Source organism: Pseudomonas sp. GW821-FHT02B10 (assembly GCF_059421865.1).
In genome coordinates this window covers 259,626-277,975 of sequence record NZ_JBWKVU010000004.1, presented here as the reverse complement: position 1 = coordinate 277,975, position 18,350 = coordinate 259,626, and the positions used below count along the sequence as shown (strand labels likewise).

Annotated in this window: 18 protein-coding genes; 14 read left to right on the top strand and 4 right to left on the bottom strand. The window is 64.1% G+C overall.

The features are described 5' to 3' along the window. Nucleotides 1–13: 13 nt before the first annotated feature. Nucleotides 14–232: a DUF2970 domain-containing protein gene (locus tag AC07VU_RS11765; RefSeq protein ID WP_053261745.1), complete on the top strand. Its 219-nt coding sequence runs from the start codon at nt 14–16 to the stop codon at nt 230–232. A gap of 7 nt (nt 233–239) precedes the next feature. Here AC07VU_RS11765 and AC07VU_RS11760 read toward each other — a convergent pair whose 3' ends face one another. Beyond that, nucleotides 240–1,337, bottom strand: coding sequence for an ABC transporter substrate-binding protein (locus tag AC07VU_RS11760; RefSeq protein WP_274303849.1), 1,098 nt, complete (start codon nt 1,335–1,337; stop codon nt 240–242). Nucleotides 1,338–1,834: 497 nt separating this feature from the next. Here AC07VU_RS11760 and AC07VU_RS11755 point away from each other — a divergent pair, with 497 nt between their 5' ends. Then, nucleotides 1,835–3,493: a nitrite/sulfite reductase gene (locus AC07VU_RS11755; RefSeq protein WP_062825622.1), complete on the top strand. Its 1,659-nt coding sequence runs from the start codon at nt 1,835–1,837 to the stop codon at nt 3,491–3,493. Continuing rightward, the gene (locus AC07VU_RS11750) at nt 3,477–3,971 is read left to right on the top strand and encodes a DUF934 domain-containing protein (protein WP_007921840.1); all 495 of its coding nucleotides are present in this window, start codon (nt 3,477–3,479) and stop codon (nt 3,969–3,971) included. Before AC07VU_RS11755 ends, AC07VU_RS11750 begins: the two co-directional genes overlap by 17 nt. Nucleotides 3,972–4,134: 163 nt before the next feature. Here AC07VU_RS11750 and sohB read toward each other — a convergent pair whose 3' ends face one another. Then, nucleotides 4,135–5,157 carry a protease SohB gene (gene sohB / locus AC07VU_RS11745; RefSeq protein WP_009044470.1) on the bottom strand — a complete coding sequence of 341 codons (1,023 nt, stop codon included), beginning with the start codon at nt 5,155–5,157 and terminating at the stop codon, nt 4,135–4,137. Nucleotides 5,158–5,361: 204 nt separating this feature from the next. Here sohB and AC07VU_RS11740 point away from each other — a divergent pair, with 204 nt between their 5' ends. The 3 genes from AC07VU_RS11740 to AC07VU_RS11730 all read left to right on the top strand — a co-directional run bounded on the left by AC07VU_RS11740 (nt 5,362) and on the right by AC07VU_RS11730 (nt 8,435). Beyond that, a complete protein-coding gene (locus AC07VU_RS11740; RefSeq protein WP_009044471.1) occupies nt 5,362–6,072 on the top strand; it encodes a histidine phosphatase family protein in 711 nt (236 codons plus the stop codon). 47 nt (nt 6,073–6,119) lie between these two features. Then, entirely contained in the window at nt 6,120–6,434 is a 315-nt protein-coding gene (locus AC07VU_RS11735; RefSeq protein ID WP_007921837.1) for an SCP2 sterol-binding domain-containing protein, read from the top strand. A 282-nt stretch (nt 6,435–6,716) separates the two neighbouring features. Next, on the top strand, nt 6,717–8,435 hold the full coding sequence (locus tag AC07VU_RS11730) for a hydrogenase maturation protein (RefSeq protein ID WP_277589151.1): 1,719 nt from the start codon (nt 6,717–6,719) through the stop codon (nt 8,433–8,435). A gap of 105 nt (nt 8,436–8,540) precedes the next feature. Here AC07VU_RS11730 and AC07VU_RS11725 read toward each other — a convergent pair whose 3' ends face one another. Further along, nucleotides 8,541–11,183 (bottom strand): MGH1-like glycoside hydrolase domain-containing protein, encoded by a 2,643-nt coding sequence (locus tag AC07VU_RS11725; RefSeq protein WP_277589152.1) that lies wholly within the window; start codon nt 11,181–11,183, stop codon nt 8,541–8,543. Nucleotides 11,184–11,381: 198 nt separating this feature from the next. Here AC07VU_RS11725 and AC07VU_RS11720 point away from each other — a divergent pair, with 198 nt between their 5' ends. Continuing rightward, nucleotides 11,382–11,660, top strand: a complete 279-nt coding sequence (locus tag AC07VU_RS11720; RefSeq protein ID WP_277589153.1) for a hypothetical protein — start codon at nt 11,382–11,384, stop codon at nt 11,658–11,660. A 105-nt stretch (nt 11,661–11,765) separates the two neighbouring features. Next, entirely contained in the window at nt 11,766–12,227 is a 462-nt protein-coding gene (locus tag AC07VU_RS11715) for a hypothetical protein (RefSeq protein ID WP_102679517.1), read from the top strand. A 12-nt stretch (nt 12,228–12,239) separates the two neighbouring features. Here the strand turns inward: AC07VU_RS11715 and AC07VU_RS11710 are convergent, their stop codons facing one another. Beyond that, complete coding sequence (locus AC07VU_RS11710; protein ID WP_277589154.1) at nt 12,240–12,644, bottom strand: DUF488 domain-containing protein; 405 nt, start codon at nt 12,642–12,644, stop codon at nt 12,240–12,242. A gap of 216 nt (nt 12,645–12,860) precedes the next feature. On the opposite strand from AC07VU_RS11710, the gene AC07VU_RS11705 reads away from it, so the two are divergent. The 6 genes from AC07VU_RS11705 (at nt 12,861) to AC07VU_RS11680 (ending at nt 18,345) form a co-directional block, all read left to right on the top strand. Then, nucleotides 12,861–13,631, top strand: coding sequence for a FadR/GntR family transcriptional regulator (locus AC07VU_RS11705; RefSeq protein WP_085534255.1), 771 nt, complete (start codon nt 12,861–12,863; stop codon nt 13,629–13,631). A 112-nt stretch (nt 13,632–13,743) separates the two neighbouring features. Next, complete coding sequence (locus AC07VU_RS11700; RefSeq protein ID WP_277589155.1) at nt 13,744–14,946, top strand: ABC transporter substrate-binding protein; 1,203 nt, start codon at nt 13,744–13,746, stop codon at nt 14,944–14,946. An 81-nt stretch (nt 14,947–15,027) separates the two neighbouring features. Then, the gene (locus AC07VU_RS11695; protein WP_009044477.1) at nt 15,028–15,888 is read left to right on the top strand and encodes a branched-chain amino acid ABC transporter permease; all 861 of its coding nucleotides are present in this window, start codon (nt 15,028–15,030) and stop codon (nt 15,886–15,888) included. 2 nt (nt 15,889–15,890) lie between these two features. Continuing rightward, entirely contained in the window at nt 15,891–16,901 is a 1,011-nt protein-coding gene (locus tag AC07VU_RS11690) for a branched-chain amino acid ABC transporter permease (protein ID WP_009044478.1), read from the top strand. Continuing rightward, nucleotides 16,898–17,650 carry an ABC transporter ATP-binding protein gene (locus AC07VU_RS11685; protein ID WP_007932340.1) on the top strand — a complete coding sequence of 251 codons (753 nt, stop codon included), beginning with the start codon at nt 16,898–16,900 and terminating at the stop codon, nt 17,648–17,650. Before AC07VU_RS11690 ends, AC07VU_RS11685 begins: the two co-directional genes overlap by 4 nt. After that, nucleotides 17,650–18,345 (top strand): ABC transporter ATP-binding protein, encoded by a 696-nt coding sequence (locus AC07VU_RS11680; protein WP_495029886.1) that lies wholly within the window; start codon nt 17,650–17,652, stop codon nt 18,343–18,345. The genes AC07VU_RS11685 and AC07VU_RS11680 overlap by 1 nt, the downstream gene beginning before the upstream one ends. Nucleotides 18,346–18,350 lie beyond the last annotated feature (5 nt).

Here is an 18,350-nt window from a genome sequence, read left to right as displayed (position 1 = left end):
TGTCGAGGGATTTATGGACGACCCCACCAACGACAAGCCGCCGACCTTCTGGCAGATGCTGCAAAGCGTCGCCGCTGCTGCCTTTGGCGTGCAGAGCGGCAAGAACCGCAAGCGCGACTTCACCCACGGCAAACCCAGCCATTTCGTGATCCTAGGCATTCTGTTCACCGCAGTGTTCGCCTTGACCCTGTTCGGTATCGTCAAGTTGGTGCTGCATTTGACGGGGCTTTGAACGCCTGTCAGCGCAGCAACAGATCCAGCGAGAAGGGATAACGGTAGCCGGCCGGCTTGCCCTCGGCCGACAGCCCGCGAAAGTCCACGCCGTATTGCTGTGTCCCCTGCAACTCCAGCAGACGCTGCGCCTGGACCTTGTCCAGGAACTGGAACACGCCCAGTTGCCAGTCCGGGCCGCCATGGGTCGCAGGGTTCAGCCCCCGGGCGTCGTCGTTGAGGACCACCATTGCCCAGCCCCCCAGGGTGAAGTGCCCGGCGATCAGCGCCGTCAGGCGTCCGTCGATCAACGCCTGCAAGGCCTGCGGCGAGCTGTTCAGGGCGCTGAACAACACATCCTTGCCCGGTCGCCGCCCTTGCTGCTCCAGCGCCTCCATCGCTCCCAGGGCCATCTCGTCGTTGGCCGACCAGATCAACTGCGTCTGCGGATAGCGCTTGAGCAACTGCTGGGCCTGCTCAAAGGCGCGCTGGCGATTCCACTCGCCATACACCAGCTGCCGCAGGCGCACCTCGGGATGCTCCGCCAATGCCCGCCGCAAGCCTTGTTCGCGTGATTGCGCCACCGGAGTGTTCTTCACGCCCGAGAACGCCAGCAGGTCGATGTACTGCCCGGGAGCGAGCGAGCCATGACGGCGAATCAGCTCCTTGAGCATCAGGTAGCCGGCTTCTTCGTCGTTGGCGATCATGCTGCCGATCCAGTCGGGATAACGGCTCTGGTGCTCGTCCAGCAAGCGTTGCTGATCGGCGGTCAGCGCATTGTTGACGACGAACAGCTTCACCCCGCTGCCCTGGGACAGGCGCAGGATCTCCGGCGCAACATATTGCTCGTTGACCACCACCAGATAATCCGGCCGGTCCGGGCCCTGCAGGGCTTCCCGGGCCTGGCGGATGGTGGTTTGCGAATCGCGCTGCGAATAACGCACGCGCAAATCCAGGCCGAGGTCATTAGCCGCGGCCTGCATGAATTGGGAATACCCGACCCAGAAGGTTTCAGTGGAGTGGCCCGGATTCAAAAACACCACCGAGGTGGCATGGGCCATGGCCCAGAACGCTGGACTCAGTACAAGCAGCACCAGCAGCAGACACTTACCAAACGCCTTGAACATTGCGACCAGAGTCCCGGAATATTGCCCGCAGTATAACTGGCAAAATACTGGCCTATGTCGGCAAATCGTCATTTCCCACAGACAATTCGGACTCTGCTCATCGCTTGACCGCAACTATTGATGACTGACCCAGAACACCGCCGTTCCCACGACCAGAATGATCAGAAAGAGAATGGCCCAAGCATCGACAGCACTGTCGCTTTTCCTTGCCTTGGTTGGATTGCTCATAGCATCGCCTCTTGTCGGTTTTATCGGTGACTGCACAAAGACTCGAGCACAGTTAAGCCGAGGATTGCCCTCACCACAAATGTGGGTTTGAGCCGGCCGGACACCGTTAGTCGTTTTGGTTCTTTGCATATACTCAAACATCACTTTTGCGCATAACTGCAAACTGGTATCTTCGCCCGGCTCCGTTGGGAGTGCGCGGCCGTGCGCGCAGAATTTCTTGGGTGACATCCGCCTCTGCGTCACCTGATAAGCCTGAGAACAGGATCTATATGTACGTATACGACGAGTACGATCAGCGGATCATCGAGGACCGCGTCAAGCAGTTCCGTGATCAGACCCGGCGCTATCTGGCAGGCGAGCTGAGCGAAGAAGAATTCCGCCCTCTGCGCCTGCAGAATGGCCTCTATATCCAACGTTTTGCCCCGATGCTGCGGGTGGCGGTGCCTTATGGCCAGCTGACTTCGCGCCAAGCACGGATGATGGCCAGGATCGCTCGCGACTACGACAAGGGCTACGCCCACATCAGTACCCGGCAGAACGTGCAGTTCAACTGGCCGGCACTGGAAGACATCCCGGACATCCTGGCCGAGCTGGCGACCGTGCAGATGCACGCCATCCAGACCAGCGGCAACTGCCTGCGCAACGTCACCACCGACCAGTTCGCCGGCGTCGCCGCCGATGAGCTGATCGACCCGCGCCCCTGGTGTGAAATCGTCCGTCAGTGGACCACCTTCCACCCTGAATTCGCCTACCTGCCGCGCAAGTTCAAGATCGCCATCAACGGTTCGACCTCAGACCGCGCGGCCATCGAAGTCCACGACATCGGCCTGGAGCCGGTGCACAACGCCGCCGGCGAACTGGGCTTCCGGGTCCTGGTCGGTGGCGGCCTGGGCCGGACCCCGGTGGTCGGCGCCTTCATCAACGAGTTCCTGCCGTGGCAGGACCTGTTGAGCTACCTCGACGCCATCCTGCGGGTCTACAACCGCTACGGCCGGCGTGACAACAAGTACAAGGCGCGGATCAAGATCCTGGTCAAGGCCCTGACCCCAGAGGTGTTCGCCGAGAAGGTCGAAGCGGAAATGGCTCACCTGCGCGGCGGCCAGACCACCCTGACCGAAGCCGAAGTGCATCGCGTGGCCAAGCACTTCGTCGATCCGGACTACAAGGCCCTGGTCAACCAGGACGCCGAACTGGCCGAGCTCGACAAACAATATCCGGGCTTCGCCCGCTGGCGCACGCGCAACACCCTGGCCCACAAGAAGCCGGGCTATGTCGCCGTGACCCTGTCGCTGAAACCCACCGGCGTAGCTCCGGGCGACGTCACCGACAAGCAGCTGGACGGCATCGCCGACCTGGCCGATCGCTACAGCTTCGGCCAGCTACGCACCTCCCACGAGCAGAACGTGATTCTCGCCGACGTCGAGCAGAGCCAACTGTTTACCCTGTGGGGCGAGCTGCGCGAACAAGGTTTCGCCACGCCGAACATCGGCCTGCTGACCGACATCATCTGCTGCCCGGGCGGCGACTTCTGCTCCCTGGCCAACGCCAAGTCGATCCCGATCGCCGAATCCATCCAGCGCCGTTTCGACGACCTGGACTACCTGTTCGACATCGGCGAGCTGGACCTGAACATCTCCGGCTGCATGAACGCCTGCGGCCACCACCACGTGGGCCATATCGGCATCCTCGGCGTGGACAAGAAAGGCGAAGAGTTCTATCAGGTTTCCCTCGGTGGCAGCGCCAGCCGCGACGCCAGCCTGGGCAAGATCCTCGGCCCGTCCTTCGCCCAGGACGACATGCCCGACGTGATCTCGAAGCTGATCGACGTGTACGTGGAGCAACGTACCGAAGACGAGCGCTTCATCGACACCTACCAACGTATTGGCATCGACCTCTTCAAGGAGCGCGTCTATGCAGCGAATCATTAAGAACAACGAGGTCATCGACGAAACCTGGCACCTGCTGCCCAAGGACGCGACCCTCGACGGCATTTCCAACTGCGACGACCTGATCGTGCCGCTGGCCCTGTGGCGCGAGCACGCTCACGCCCTCAAGGCCCGCGACGGCGGCCTGGGCGTGTGGCTGGACGCCGATGAAGAAGCCGAGGAGATCGGCGATGACGTGCAGCACTTCCAGGTCATCGCCCTGAACTTCCCGGCCTTCACCGACGGCCGCAACTACTCCAACGCCCGCCTGCTGCGCGACCGCTACGGCTTCAAGGGCGAACTGCGGGCGATCGGCGATGTGCTGCGCGACCAGCTGTTCTACCTGCGCCGCTGCGGGTTCGACGCCTACGCCCTGCGCGCCGACAAGGACCCGTACGAAGCCCTGGAAAGCCTCAAGGACTTCTCCGTGACCTACCAGGCCGCCACCGACGAACCGCTGCCGCTGTTCCGTCGCCGCTAAGGCCCGCGCCAACAAAAAGCCCTGGACCGGGAAACCGGTTCAGGGCTTTTTTGTATCCGGTATCTTTAAATGCAGCATCTTTAAGCGCGGCATCTTTAACGCGGTGCCCGCGATCGCGGGCAAGCCTCACGCCTACAGAAGAAACTCGTTCCCGCGGTGTCCCTTACCAGAAACGCTGCTGGGTCAAGCGACTCCACCAGGTCAGCAGCACACGGTCGACAGAATTGCTGGCCGCCAGCCCTACCCGCTCCTGCAGGCTCTTGCGCTCGGCGTAGTGCAGGTGGAACAGCTCGGCGCTCTTGGCGCGCTCGGCCAGGTATTCGTCGCTGGTTTTCAGCTCATCGACCAGTTTTTTCTCCTGCGCCGCGACACCCAGCCAGACTTCACCGGTGGCCACTTCGTCGATGACCAGTTGCGGCCGGTAACGGGAGACGAAGTTCTTGAACAACTGATGGGTGACATCCAGGTCTTCCTGGAATTTCTCCCGGCCCTTTTCAGTGTTTTCGCCAAACACGGTCAGGGTGCGCTTGTACTCACCGGCAGTCAGCACTTCGAAGTCGATATCGTGCTTTTTCAGCAGGCGGTTGACGTTGGGCAGCTGCGCCACCACGCCGATCGAGCCGAGGATGGCGAACGGCGCGCTGATGATCTTCTCGCCAATGCAGGCCATCATGTAGCCGCCGCTGGCCGCGACCTTGTCGATGCACACCGTCAACGGCACGCCGGCCTGGCGAATCCGCGCCAGTTGCGACGAGGCCAGCCCATAGCTGTGCACCATGCCGCCGGCGCTTTCCAGGCGCAGCACCACTTCATCCTTGGGCGTGGCCAGGCTCAGCAGCGCGGTGATTTCGTGGCGCAGCCCCTCGGTGGCCGAGGCCTTGATGTCGCCGCTGAAATCCAGCACGAACACCCGCGGTTTTTCCTCGTGCTGCTTCTTGTGTTTTTTCTCGGCCTTGGCCTCGGACTTGCGCAGTGCCTTGAGCTGGTCCTTGTCGAGCAGGCTCTGCTCCAGACGCTCGCGCAGGCCCTTGTAGAAATCGTTGAGCTTGCTCACATGCAACTGCCCGGCGCCCTTGCGCCGGCCTTTGCTGCGCAGCGAGGCAGCGGTGATCAGCACCACCAGGATGGCGATGACCAGGGTGACGGTTTTGGCCAGGAAACTGGCGTACTCGGAGAGAAACTCCACAGGGACTCCTTAAAGACGTGCATCACTGCCAACATGTGGCGGAATGGCTCCAGCATACCGGCGCAGCCAGGCGTCGACCAGTCGCGAAACCTCCTGTTACCGTGCTCTAACGGGCATTTCAAACAAGCGTATGTTTTTTCATTGACAGCTCACCGGCATCCTCATAACCTCGCAAAACTTTCAACGTACCGGGATGACGCGGACGTGGGCAGCATCTATCTGATTCGACATGGCCAGGCCTCCTTCGGTGCGGACGACTACGACGTCCTCTCGACCACGGGTATTCGCCAGGCCGAAGTGCTCGGTCAACACCTGGTCGAACTGGGCGTGAACTTCGATCGCTGCCTGGCGGGCGACCTGCGTCGCCAGCAACACACCGCCAATTCCGCCCTGCAGCAGTTCAGCGCCGCGGGCCTGCCCACGCCGATCCTGGAAACCGATTCGGCGTTCAACGAATTCGATGCCGACGCGGTGATCCGCGCCCTGCTGCCCGCCATGTTGTCCGAGGAGCCCGACGCCCTGGACATCCTGCGCAACGCCGCGCAGAACCGCGCCGAATTCCAAAGAATCTTCGCCCTGATCATCGACCGCTGGCTGGCCGGCACCTACGATCCACCGGGCCTGGAAAGTTGGCTGGGGTTCGTCGAACGGGTGCAGGCCGGCCTGCAGCGAATTCTGGAACAGGCCGACAACACTCAGAAAATCGCCGTGTTCACCTCCGGCGGCACCATCACCGCCCTGCTCCACCTGATTACCCGGATGCCTGCCGCCCAGGCCTTCGAACTGAATTGGCAAATCGTCAATACCTCGCTCAACCAGCTGAAGTTTCGCGGTCGCGAGGTTGCCCTGGCTTCCTTCAACAGCCATGCCCACCTGCAACTGCTGAAGGCCCCGGAACTCATCACTTTCCGCTGAGTCCGGATTGTGACCCTTGCTGTAACAACCCATAAAAGGATCGAACCATGACCTCCGTAGCCGACGCCGTACAAGCCATGAAAGCCAAGTTCAACCCAGCTGCCGCTGCCGGCCTGGACCTGGTTTTCGGTTTCCGTATCGATGACACCAAGAACTTCTCGCTGATCGTCAAAGACAGCACCTGCGAGCTCAAGGAAGGCGAGAACCCGGACGCCCAGGTCACGCTGGTAATGGACGGCGAAACCCTGCAAGGCATCGTCAGCGGCGAAACCGACGGCATGCAGGCCTTCATGGGCGGCAAGCTGCGCGCCGAAGGCGACATGATGCTGGCGATGAAGCTGAGCGAACTGTTCCCGGCCTAAGTAAGCGCTTCCCCAGGGAAGCCCTTGTCTTGCCCACGAATCCCGCCTTCCGGCGGGATTCGTCGTTTCAGCGACGTCGTTCTCACGCCTGCGTCCTCCAGCCCATCGACGGCAATCTTGAATCCTCAGCCGGGCAATCCCGCACCTCAAAAACCCACGCCACACACTTGATTGATCTCGATCAGCAGACCGCATGCGCAGCCCCACTACTCTGGCGCCTCCATCGGCCAGGGACGGCTTTCGGAACGGCCGGCCCCGCTTCATCCTCAAGGAAGAGTCGCTATGCAATCGCTGAAGATCATTCTGCTGTCCACCGCCTTCAACGGTCTCACCCAGCGTGCCTGGCTGGACCTGCGCCAGTCCGGCCATCGTCCCAGCGTGGTGCTGTTCACCAACGAAGAAGACGTTTGCCAGCAGATCGAACAGGCCGACCCCGACCTGGTGATCTGCCCCTTCCTCAAGGACCGGGTGCCCGAGCAACTGTGGCGCCACCCGACCCGTCCGGTGATCATCATTCACCCGGGCATCGTCGGCGACCGCGGCGCCAGCGCCCTGGACTGGGCCATCAGCAACAACCTCGAGCGCTGGGGCGTCACCGCCCTGCAGGCGGTGGAAGAAATGGACGCCGGGCCGGTCTGGTCTACCTGGGAGTTCAAGGTGCCGGCGCAGGTGCGCAAGTCCGAGCTGTACAACGGGCCGGTGGCCGACGCGGCGATCTACTGCATCCGCGATGTGGTGGAAAAATTCGGCAGCGACTTCGTCCCTGTGCCCCTGGACTACAGCCAGCCGCAAGTGCGCGGCCGCCTGCAACCGAACATGAAACAGGACGACCGCAGCTTCAGCTGGCACGACAGCGCCGCCTTCATCAAGCGCTGCATCGACGCCGCCGACGGCCAGCCCGGGGTCCTGGCCAGCCTCGCCGGCGGGCAGTACTACCTGTATGACGCGCACCTGGATAGCCGCAGCGGCATCCCCGGCGAACTGCTGGCGGTGCACGACGATGCGGTGCTGGTGGCCTGCGGCGACCGCAGCCTGTGGATCGGCTCCCTCAAGCGCAAGGCCCGGCCGGGCACGGAACACTTCAAGCTGCCCGCCCGCCATGTGCTGGCCGGCCAACTGGACGGCGTGCCTCATCTGCACTGGTCGGTCGCCAGCGAGCCGTTCAGCGACGAGGCCTACCAGCCGATCCGCTACCGCGAGTCGGGCCACGTCGGCGAGCTGACCTTCGAGTTCTACAACGGCGCCATGAGCACCGAACACTGCCAGCGCCTGGTCAGCGCGCTGCAATGGGCCAAGGCCCGGGACACCCAGGTGCTGCTGATCAAGGGCGGGCGTGGCGCGTTCTGCAACGGCGTGCACCTCAACGTAATCCAGGCCGCGCCGGTGCCGGGCCTGGAAGCCTGGAACAACATCCAGGCCATCGACGACGTCTGCAAGGAACTGCTCAGCGCCCGCCAGTTGGTGGTCAGCGGCCTCACCGGCAATGCCGGGGCCGGCGGCCTGATGCTGGCGCTGGCGGCCGACGTGGTGCTGGCCCGGGCCAATACCGTCTACAACCCGCACTACAAGAGCATGGGCCTGTACGGTTCGGAATACTGGACCTACAGCCTGCCCCGCGCGGTCGGCCACGCCATGGCGCACAAACTCACCGACCAATGCCTGCCGATCAACGCTTTCCAGGCCCTGCAGATGGGCATGGTCCAGGAAGTCGGCCCGCGCTGCCCCGACGAGTTCGGCCTGTGGCTGCTGCAGCGGGCCAACGCCGTGCTGACCGAACCGAAATACCAGGCGCTGCGCGAGCGCAAGGCCAACGCCGACCCGCAACTGATGCAGCACTGCCGCAACGCGGAGCTGGAACAGATGCACCTGGACATGGTGCAGAACCGCCACGGCTTCGCCGAGAAATGCGCCGGCTTCGTCTACAAGCGCAAGACCTGCTGCACCCCGCAGCGGTTGATCGAGGACTGGGCCGTGCCACAGCCGGATACCTTGAGCGCCTGATCCCCCCGCCCCTGTAGCCGCTGGCGCAGCCTGCGATCGACCCGCAGGGGCGCGGCGTTTTCAAGACCGCTGAAGGCCCTGCGGGCCTTGTCGCAGCCTCGCAGGCTAGGCAGCGGCTACAGGCTGCAACAACAACGCCACCAGCGCCGTCCAGCCGGTCTGGTGGCTGGCCCCCAGGCCGCGGCCGGTGTCGCCGTGGAAGTACTCGTGGAACAGCAGCAGATCCCGGTCCCGGGGATCGGCCTGCAACTGCGCGTAGGCGCACATCGATGGGCGGCGCCCGTCCTCGTCGCGCAGGAACAGGCGGGTCAGGCGCTGGCTCAGGCTGTCGGCGACTTCCTCCAGGGACGCCAGGTAGCCGGAACCGTTGGGGTATTCCACCGAGAAGTTGTCGGCGTAGTAGCGATGAAACTCGCGCAGCGACTCGATCAGCATGTAGTTGATCGGCATCCACAACGGCCCGCGCCAGTTGGAGTTGCCGCCATACAGCCGTGAGTCGGAATCGGCCGGCGCGTAACGGGCGCGCAACTGATGACCGTCGACCTGCAGGGCGAAGGGGTGTTCGGCGAAGACCCTGGACAGCGAGCGGATACCGAACTCGGAAAGAAACTCCGCCTCGTCGAGCATGCGCTTGAGCAAGTCCTTGGTGCGCTCGCCGCGCAGCAGTGCGAGCAACAGGCGATTGCCCTGCCCCGGCTCGTTCCAGCGCGACACCAGGCTGGCCAGGTCCGGCCGATGGTGCATGAACTCCAGCAAACGCTCACGCAGCCCCGGCAGGCATTCGTGTTCATGCTGTTCCAGCACCTGCACGGCGAATAGTGGCATCAGGCCGACGATGGAGCGCAGGCGCAGCGGTTCGTTGCCACCATCGGGGCGATGCAGCACGTCGTAGAAGAACCGGTCCTGCTCATCCCACAGCCCTGTGTCGCCGTTGTCCAGCCGGTTGATGGCGCCGGCGATGTACAGAAAGTGCTCGAAGAACTTCACCGCGATGTCCACGTACACCGGGTTGCGCCTGGCCAGTTCCAGGGCAATGCGCATCAGGTCCAGGGCATAGGCCGCGACCCAGGCGGTGCCGTCGGCCTGGTCCAGGGTGTAGCCCGGCGGCAAGGGCGCCGAGCGGTCGAACAGCCCGATATTGTCGAGGCCGAGGAAACCACCCTGGAACAGGTTGCGCCCTTCGGCGTCCTTGCGGTTGACCCACCAGGAGAAGTTCAGCAGCAGCTTGTGGAAGATCCGTTCGAGAAAGTCCATGTCGCCCTGGCCGGTCAGGGCTTTTTCCCGCTGGTACACCCGCCAGCTGGCCCAGGCATGCACCGGCGGGTTGGCGTCGTCGAAGCGCCACTCGTAGGCCGGCAACTGCCCGTTGGGATGCATGAAGCGGTCTTTGACCAGCAGCAACAGCTGGTGCTTGGCGAAGCCCGGGTCGATCAAGGCCAGGGCCACCGCCTGGAAACCCAGGTCCCAGGAGGCGTACCAGGGGTATTCCCAGGTGTCGGGCATGGCCACGATGTCGAAGTTCGCCAGGTGCCGCCAATGGCTGTTGCGCAGATGCGCGTGTGGCGCCGGTGGCGCGGGCTGGCCGGGGTCGCCATCGAGCCAGCGGTTGACGTCGAAATCGTAGAGTTGCTTGGACCACAGCAGCCCGGCCAGGGCCTGGCGCTGCACATTGCGCGCGTCGGCATCGGCGATGCCCTGTTGCAGCGCGGCGTAGAACGCGTCGGCCTCGGCCCGCCGTTGTTCGAACAGGCGCCTGGCGCTGACCTGTGGCGAGCCAGCCGGAGCAAAACGCAGATATACGCTTTTGCTCTCCAGCCCGGCCAGCTCCAGGGTGAAGTGGGCGGCGGCGCGGGTTCCGCCGTCGCGGGCAATGGCGCTGGCGGAACCTCCCAGCAGGTAGTCGTTGATCCCATCCTTGAACGGACCGGGCGCGGCCAGGCCATCGAGTCTCGGGAAGTTGGTTTCGTTGTTGCAGAACAACCACTCGCAACGCTCCGGCCCCCAGGCGCTGACCTGCATCGGCGAGCACCGTGGATGCCGGGCCAGCAATTGCTCGCCCTCCAGGCGCAAGCTCGGCTTGCGCGAGTCGCCGCCCCAGCTCCAGGTATTGCGCGCCCATACCTGGGGCAAGACCCGCAAACGCGCCGGCTGATGAAAACGGTTGTGCACCGTGACCCGCATGAAGATGTCGTCGACCGCGTGCTTGGCGTATTCCACGGTCACGTCGAAGTAGCGATCGTCCTCGAATACCCCTGTGTCGAGGATCTCGTACTCGGTATCGTCCAGGCCGCGCCGGGCGTTTTCCCGCAGCAGATCCTCATAGGGAAAGGCCGCCTGCGGGTATTTGTAGAGCATGCGCATATAGGCATGGCTGGGCACGCCATCGAGGTAGAAATACAGCTCCTTGACGTCTTCGCCGTGATTGCCTTCGGCGTTGTTCAGGCCGAACAGGCGCTCCTTGAGAATGCTGTCGCGCTCGTTCCACAGGGCCAGCCCCAGGCACCAGTGCTGGGCCTTGTCGGAGAACCCCGCCAGCCCGTCCTCGCCCCAGCGGTAGGCACGGCTGCGCGCATGGTCGTGGGCCAAGTAGGCCCAGGCATCGCCATCGGCGCTGTAGTCCTCGCGCACCGTGCCCCACTGCCGCTCGCTCAGGTACGGCCCCCACTCGCGCCAGGGTTCGCAGGCCTCGCCATTGAGGCGCTGGCCTTCGACCGTTTCGAGGATGCTTGCCGCCGCTGCTGCCGTCATGGGGGTGTCCGTGAGCCATGGAGGTGAAAGCCAGTGTAGGGGCTGGTGGTGCCGGCGGCCCATGACAAATGTTTCATGGTGCGAGGCGCCAACAGCGACCCGTTGTCGCACAAAGCCCGTGATAGAGCCTTCGGCTTAAATTTCCGGCGAGACGCTCGTTATACTCGGCAACCCTTTTGTGCAAACGCGGTCCCCACGATGTTCAGCGACAACACCCTCCTGGCGAGCCTTGTGCTCTGTGTATTGGCCCTGCCGGCACAGGCCGAAGGCCTGGACCTGAGCTACCCGATGCCCGCCCTGGCAGAGGCAACGGCTAGCTCTGCAGCAGAGCAGGAGCCGACGAAATTCCACCTGGAGTTCAAGGCGCCGATCACCCTGGAGCACGCCTGCAGCGGCCCCCAGTGCAATTACGAAACCGACCCGAGCCAGCGCCATGAGCCGGAAACGGTGAACCGATGGTCGGTCGGGTTCAACTGATCCGCTTTTTTCGGCGCCTGTCATAAGGCGCCCATCACCCAGGTCCCCCGCAGGCTGAAGCTTGGCTAGGCTATAAGCATGCCCCGTGAATGCCTGGGAGGTCCGATGAACCGCGCGATCCTGAGCCCTTTGAGCCTGGCCCTGGCCCTGTTGGCCGGCTGCGCCAGCCCGCCCGAAGTCATCGACAAGGAAGCGGCGGCCATCGCCGAAGGCGTGCTGGCTTTTCGCGATATCTGCCTGAAGTCCGCGCCCTCCTTCGCCGGGGCCGACAGCGCGGCCAAGGCCTATGGCATCGCCAGGCTGGACAATGCCGGGTACGCGCGGATGGGGCTCAGGCCGGACCACAGCCTTGGGGTCCAGGTGCAGAAAGGCAAGCAATGCGCGGTGACCACGCCGTCGCAACGGGACAAGACCCTGACCGCGCAATTTCTCAAGCTGGCCGAGCAGTTCTCCAGCACCCCGGTGGCGCAGCACCTGCCGGCGAAAATCACCCTCGACCAGCAGACCTTCCTGCTGATGCACGACCGGCGCGGCGGCGAGGCCTATGTGATGTTGAAGCACCCCTGAAACCCAGCGCCTTCATTCAGGCGGCGACAGGTGCGCATAGCACACCGGCGAACTGCCCTCGCCCTGCCGGTCCAGTTCGTCTTCCAGCCACTCAGCCAGCACCCGGGCATTGTTGTGCACTTCATCGTGGGCCGAGTACACCAGGGTCAAGCGGCCCTTTTGCGCGCGTTCCAGCAACGCCCACCAATACTCGGGGCGGGCCGCCAGTTCCTGGCGGTAACGGTTGCGGAAGGTGGCGAAATCCAGCTCGCCGGACTTGAAGGCGCGACGCAATCCGCTGGACGGCGCCAGCTCTTTCAACCACTCGTCCAGCGGCAACCGGTCCTTGCGACAGTTGCGCGGCCACAGGCGGTCCACCAGCACCCGATAGCCGTCGTCGGGGCTCGCCGGCTCGTAGGCGCGTTTGCACAGAATCATGATTTCCTCCCGTCTATGGCAGCGCATGGCCTGCCATCAGCTTAGTGGCTGGACACAGGATGGAGGACCTTCGACAAGTGCCCCGCCGCCACTCACCCTGGTTCTGATTACGACCCTCCCACATTGAAAACGACAGCTCGCCTCCCGGACGATTGACGCAGCGGGCCCAGCCCTATTAAGTACTATTTATCCGCATTAATACGATAAATCGAAAACATGCTCAAACGACCTGTTCGCCGCAAACGCCAGAAGCTTTCCGACGTGATTGTCGAGTCGGTCAAGCGTTCCATTGTGATCAACGCCCTGCGTCCCGGCGATCGCTTGCCGACCGAGCGCGAGCTGATGGAAAGCTTCCAGTGTTCCAAGGGTTCGGCCCGCGAAGCGCTCAAGGCGCTGGAGGTCGAAGGGCTGGTCAACACCCGCACCGGCCCCAGCGGTGGCGCCTACCTGAACCAGGCCGGCACCGAGCCGGCGAGCCGCGCCCTGCGCAATTATCTGCACTTCCAGCAGATGGACGGCGAGCAGGTGTACCAGCTGCGCAAGGTCATCGAGGTAGAACTGGCGGTGTCGGTGATCGGCCGCCTGAGCGCCGACGACTTTGCGGCGCTGCAGGCCAATATCGACTTCTGCAGCGCCCCGGAAGACAGCGAGGCCGGCCAGCGCGAACAGCGCATCGCCGAGCTGGAGTTCCACAACCTGCTGGGCCGCGCCTGCCCCAACCCGCTGCTGAGTTTCATGGCGCAGTTCCTCAACGACCTGCTGCGCGACCTGGTGGTGCTGAAGAAGGCCTACAAGCCCAAGCGCAAGCAGTTCGACGCCGCCAACCTCGATTACCACAAGCGCCTGTTGCTGGCCTTCAAAGCCGAGGACGAAACCGCGGTACGCCAGCTGATGCACGAACACATGTGCGACGCCGAACACCATATGAGCGCCCTCGAGGGCGAGGTCACCCAACACTTCCTGCTGGAGTTCGACCACCACCATTGATAACCGCCGCACCCGCCACACACCGCTTCGCCAATAACAAAGCCTGAACACAGGCTGCTGCGCCGTTTTGCCATTGCCGCTCCTGCCAATAACTAAACCAGGGAGTTACCCCATGCAGCGTCGTACGTTGTTGAAAGCCAGTCTGACCGTTGCCGCAGGCCTCAGCCTTCCGCTGGGGGTGCGCAACGCCTTTGCCGCCGACCCCTTTACCTTCTACGGGCTCAAGTCGATGTCCGGGGCCTTCGCCAGCTACGGCAAGTTCGCCGACATGGGCTCGCGCCTGGCGGTGGAACAGTACCCGACCCTGCTCGGCCGCCCGCTGAACTACAAGGTGATCGACACCGAAGGCAACGCCGGCAAGGCGGTGCGCAAGGTGCAGGAGGCGATTGCCCAGGACGGCGCGCGATTCTTCCAGGGCTGCACCCTGTCGTCTTCGGCGCTGGCGGTGGCCAAGGAGGTGGGCAAGGTCAACGGCGTGTTCATGACCCCGGTGGGCGCCGACGAAGTCACCGGCAAGGACTGCAATGCCTCGACCTTTCGCTGGTCGGTGCCGACCTACGGCGCCATTCGCGAAACCATGGTGCCGCTGATCAAGCGCCTGCCCGAGGCCAAGCGCTGGTACACCATCACCCCGCAATACGTATTCGGCGAAGCACTGCTGGAAGGCGCCAGACAGGTCTGCGCCGAGCATGGCATCGAGCACGTCGGCAACAGCTATCACTCGTTGCAGGAGCAGGAATTCTCCGGCTACCTGACCAACGCCATCGCCGCCCAGCCCGACGTGCTGGTGCTGCTCAACTTCGGCAGCCAGTCCTCCAACGCCCTGCGCCAGGCGGTCAACTTCGGCATCAAGGAACGCATGAAAGTGCTGCTGGTGTGGTCCGCCGGGCTCGACCAGTTCCAGGAACTGGGCAGCGACGTGCTCGAAGGCATCTACCTCGGCGCGCAGTACTGGCACCAGGTCGACACCCCGCTCAACCGCGAACTTGTCAAGCTGACCCAGGCCAAGTACGGCATCAACCCCACCTACCCGCTGGCCGCCGACTACATCGGCACCAAAATCATGCTCGACACCATAGTCGCCACCGGCAGCTTCGACGGCGCGACCGTGGCCAAGGCCATGCAAGGCCTGACGTACCAGGGACCGACCGGCGAGGAAAGCATCCGCGCCGGCGACCATCAGGTGATCAAGGATTACTACCTGCTGCAGGGCAAGGCCACGGCCAACATGCGCGACAAGGACGACCTGGCCGAAGTGCTCAGCTCCGGGCGCTCGTTCCCGGATGTCGGCGCCACCGGCTGCAACCTGGCCTGACCCCGACCGACCTTTTCATCGCTGGCTAGAGGCAGCGGGCCGCCCGACGACAGTCGCCGGCCCCCTGTCGAGGGTACCCGCATGCTCAATCTTTACCTGTTCCAGATCCTCAACGGCCTCGGCCTGGGGATGATCTACTTCCTGATCGCGGTGGGCCTGACGATCATTTTCGGCCTGCTGAACTTCGTCAACTTCGCCCACGGCGCGTTCTTCCTGCTCGGGGCCTACATCTGCTACACCGCCGTCAGCCTCACCGGCAGCTTCTGGCTGGCGCTGCTGGTCGCGCCGCTGGTGGTCGCGGCCCTGGCCTGGGCCATCGAGCGATTATTGATCCAGCGCATCTACCACCTGCCCCACACTTTCCAGATCCTGGTGACCCTGGGTATCGCGCTGATCATCCAGGAAGCCAGCGTGCTGATCTGGGGCCCCGTCGGCAAAAGCGTCGCGGTGCCGGAACTGCTGCGCGGCGTGCTGATCGTCGGCGACTTCGTCTACCCCTACTACCGCCTGTTCCTCATCGTCTTCTCGGCGCTGGTCGGGCTGGCACTGTGGCTGCTGCTGGAGCGCACGCGCTTCGGCGCCCTGGTGCGCGCCGGCAGCGAAAGCACCGAGACCGTGTCGCTGCTGGGCACCAACATCTTTCGCCTGTTCTCCATGACCTTCGCCCTCGGCGTGGCCCTGGCCGGGATCGCCGGGGTGCTGTTCGCCCCATTGCGTGGCGCCCAGCCCTTTGTCGGCCCGGAAATCCTCGGGGTGGCCTTCGTGGTGGTGGTGATCGGCGGCATGGGTTCGTTCAGCGGCGCACTGGTGGGTGGCCTGCTGGTGGGCGTGGTGCAGAGCCTGATGACCACCCTCTGGCCGCAAGGCGCCAGCCTGATGATCTACGGCGCCATGGCGGCGGTGATTCTGGTCCGTCCCTACGGCCTGTTCGGGAGAGCATGAACATGAGCGAGAAAAATCCCCTGCCGTTCGCCAAGACCCAGTCGCGCGCCCTGCCGTGGCTGGTGGTCGCGGTACTGATCGGCCTGCCGCTGGTGCTGCCGTCGGCGACCCTGGCCACCGAGATCCTGATCTTCGCCCTCGCGGCGCTGGCCTGTAACCTGCTGCTGGGCTACACCGGCCTGCTGTCGTTCGGCCAGGGCATCTTCTTCGGCGCCGGGGCCTACTGCGCCGCGCTGCTGATGATCCACCTGCAGCTGGGCCTGTTCAGCGCCCTGTTCGGCGCGGCCCTGGTGGGCGCGCTGCTGGCGTTGCTGGTGGGCGCCCTGGCGATCCGGCGCACCGGCATCTACTTCGTGATGCTGACCCTGGCCTTCAGCCAGATGGCCTACTTCATCGCCTACACCCTGAGCGACTGGACCGGCGGCGACAACGGCCTGCTCAGCGTGCCGCGCCCGGAGATCCGCCTCGGCGACACCGTGCTGCTGTCGCTGGGCGATGCGCGCTACTTCTACGCCTTTGTCGCGGTGCTGTTCCTGCTGATCTTCATCGGCGCGCGCCGGGTGATTGCCTCGCCGTTCGGCAGCACGCTGATGGCGATCCGCGAGAACGAAACCCGCGCCGCCGCCATCGGCTACGACACCCGGCACTTCAAGATCCTGGTGTTCATGCTGTCCGGCGCAGTCACCGGGATCGCCGGGGCGCTGTACGCCATGCTCCTGCATTTCGTGCCGCTGTCGAACATCGACCTGGCGATGTCGGAAAACATCCTGATCATGACCATAGTCGGCGGCACCGGCTCGCTGTTCGGCTCCCTGCTGGGCGCCGGTTCCATCGTGCTGCTCGGCGAGTTCCTCTCCGACCTCTGGCCACGCTGGCTGATGCTGCTGGGGATCATCCTGATCCTGGTGGTGGTGTTCATGCGCGGCGGTTTGTGGGGCGGCTTGTCGAGCCTGTTCGAACGCATCCGGGGGCCACGCAAGGCGGCCCTGCCGACCGAGGAGAAACTGTCATGACGCAGTACCTGCTGCAAACCCAGGACCTGGAGCTGGCCTATGGCGCCTTCCACGCGGTCAACGGCGTCAACCTGAAGGTCGAGGCCGGCACCATCCACACCATCATCGGCCCCAACGGCGCCGGCAAGACCAGCCTGTTCCACTGCCTGACCGGCGAACGCCAGGCCACCGCCGGGGCGATCCTGTTCAACGGCAAGAACATCATCAAGAAACCGGCCCACGGCCGGGTCGGCCTGGGCATGGCCCGTTCGTTCCAGCTCACCAGCCTGTTCCAGAACCTCAGCGTGCGGGAAAACCTGCGCCTGGCCGCCCAGGGCCGCGATGGCCTGGCGGCGCTGAACTTCTGGCGCCACGTCGACAGCCGCCGCGAACACCTGGAGATGGCCGACCAGGTGCTCGAACGCCTGCAGTTGACGGCACGCGCCGACACCCTCGCCGGCGAGCTGTCCCACGGCCAGCAGCGGGTGTTGGAAGTCGGCATGTCGATCTGCTCCAGGCCGAAACTGCTGATGCTCGACGAGCCGACCTCCGGCATGGGCATCGACGACATCCCGATCATGACCCAGTTGATCAGCGACCTGGGCCGCGACCACACGGTGCTGCTGATCGAACACAACATGAGCATCGTCATGTCCATCAGCCAACGCATCACCGTCATGAGCCACGGCCAGATCCTGGTCGAGGGCACACCGCAATTCGTCCGCGCCGACGAGCGCGTGCGCATCGCCTACCTGGGAGAAGCCGCCTGATGCTGACCGTCGAGAATATCCATTCCTACTATGACAAGAGCCACGTCCTCGAAGGCGTCTCGCTGCAGGTCGACGCCGGCGAGCTGGTGACCCTGCTGGGGCGCAACGGCGCGGGCAAGACCACGACCCTGCGCAGCATCCTTGGGATCATCTGCCCGCGCCAGGGGCAGATCCGCTTCAATGGCCAGGAGCTGGTGGGCAAGAAGATCTTCGAGATCGCCCGCCAGGGCCTGGCGCTGGTGCCGGAACACCGCGGCATCTTCCGCCTGCTCAGCGTCGAGGAAAACCTGCGCATCGCCCAGCGCAAGAGCAGCCGCTGGCAGCTGGAGGATGTCTACGGCATGTTCCCGCGCCTCAAGGAGCGGCGCAAAAACGCCGGCCACGCGCTGTCCGGCGGCGAGCAGCAGATGCTCGCCATCGCCCGTGCCCTGCTCAACGATCCCAGGCTGCTGATTCTCGACGAACCCACCGAAGGCCTGGCCCCGGTAATCGTCGACGAGCTGGTGAAGATCCTGCGCAAGATCAAGGACGACGGCCTGCCGGTGCTGCTGGTGGAACAGAACCTGATGGTCTGCGACAAGCTCGCCGACCGCCATTACGTCCTTGAACAGGGGCGCGTGGTCTACCAGGGCAGCGCCGCCGACTTCCGCGCCGACCCGAGCATCAAGAACCGCTACCTGGCCCTGAGCGCCTGAGGGGA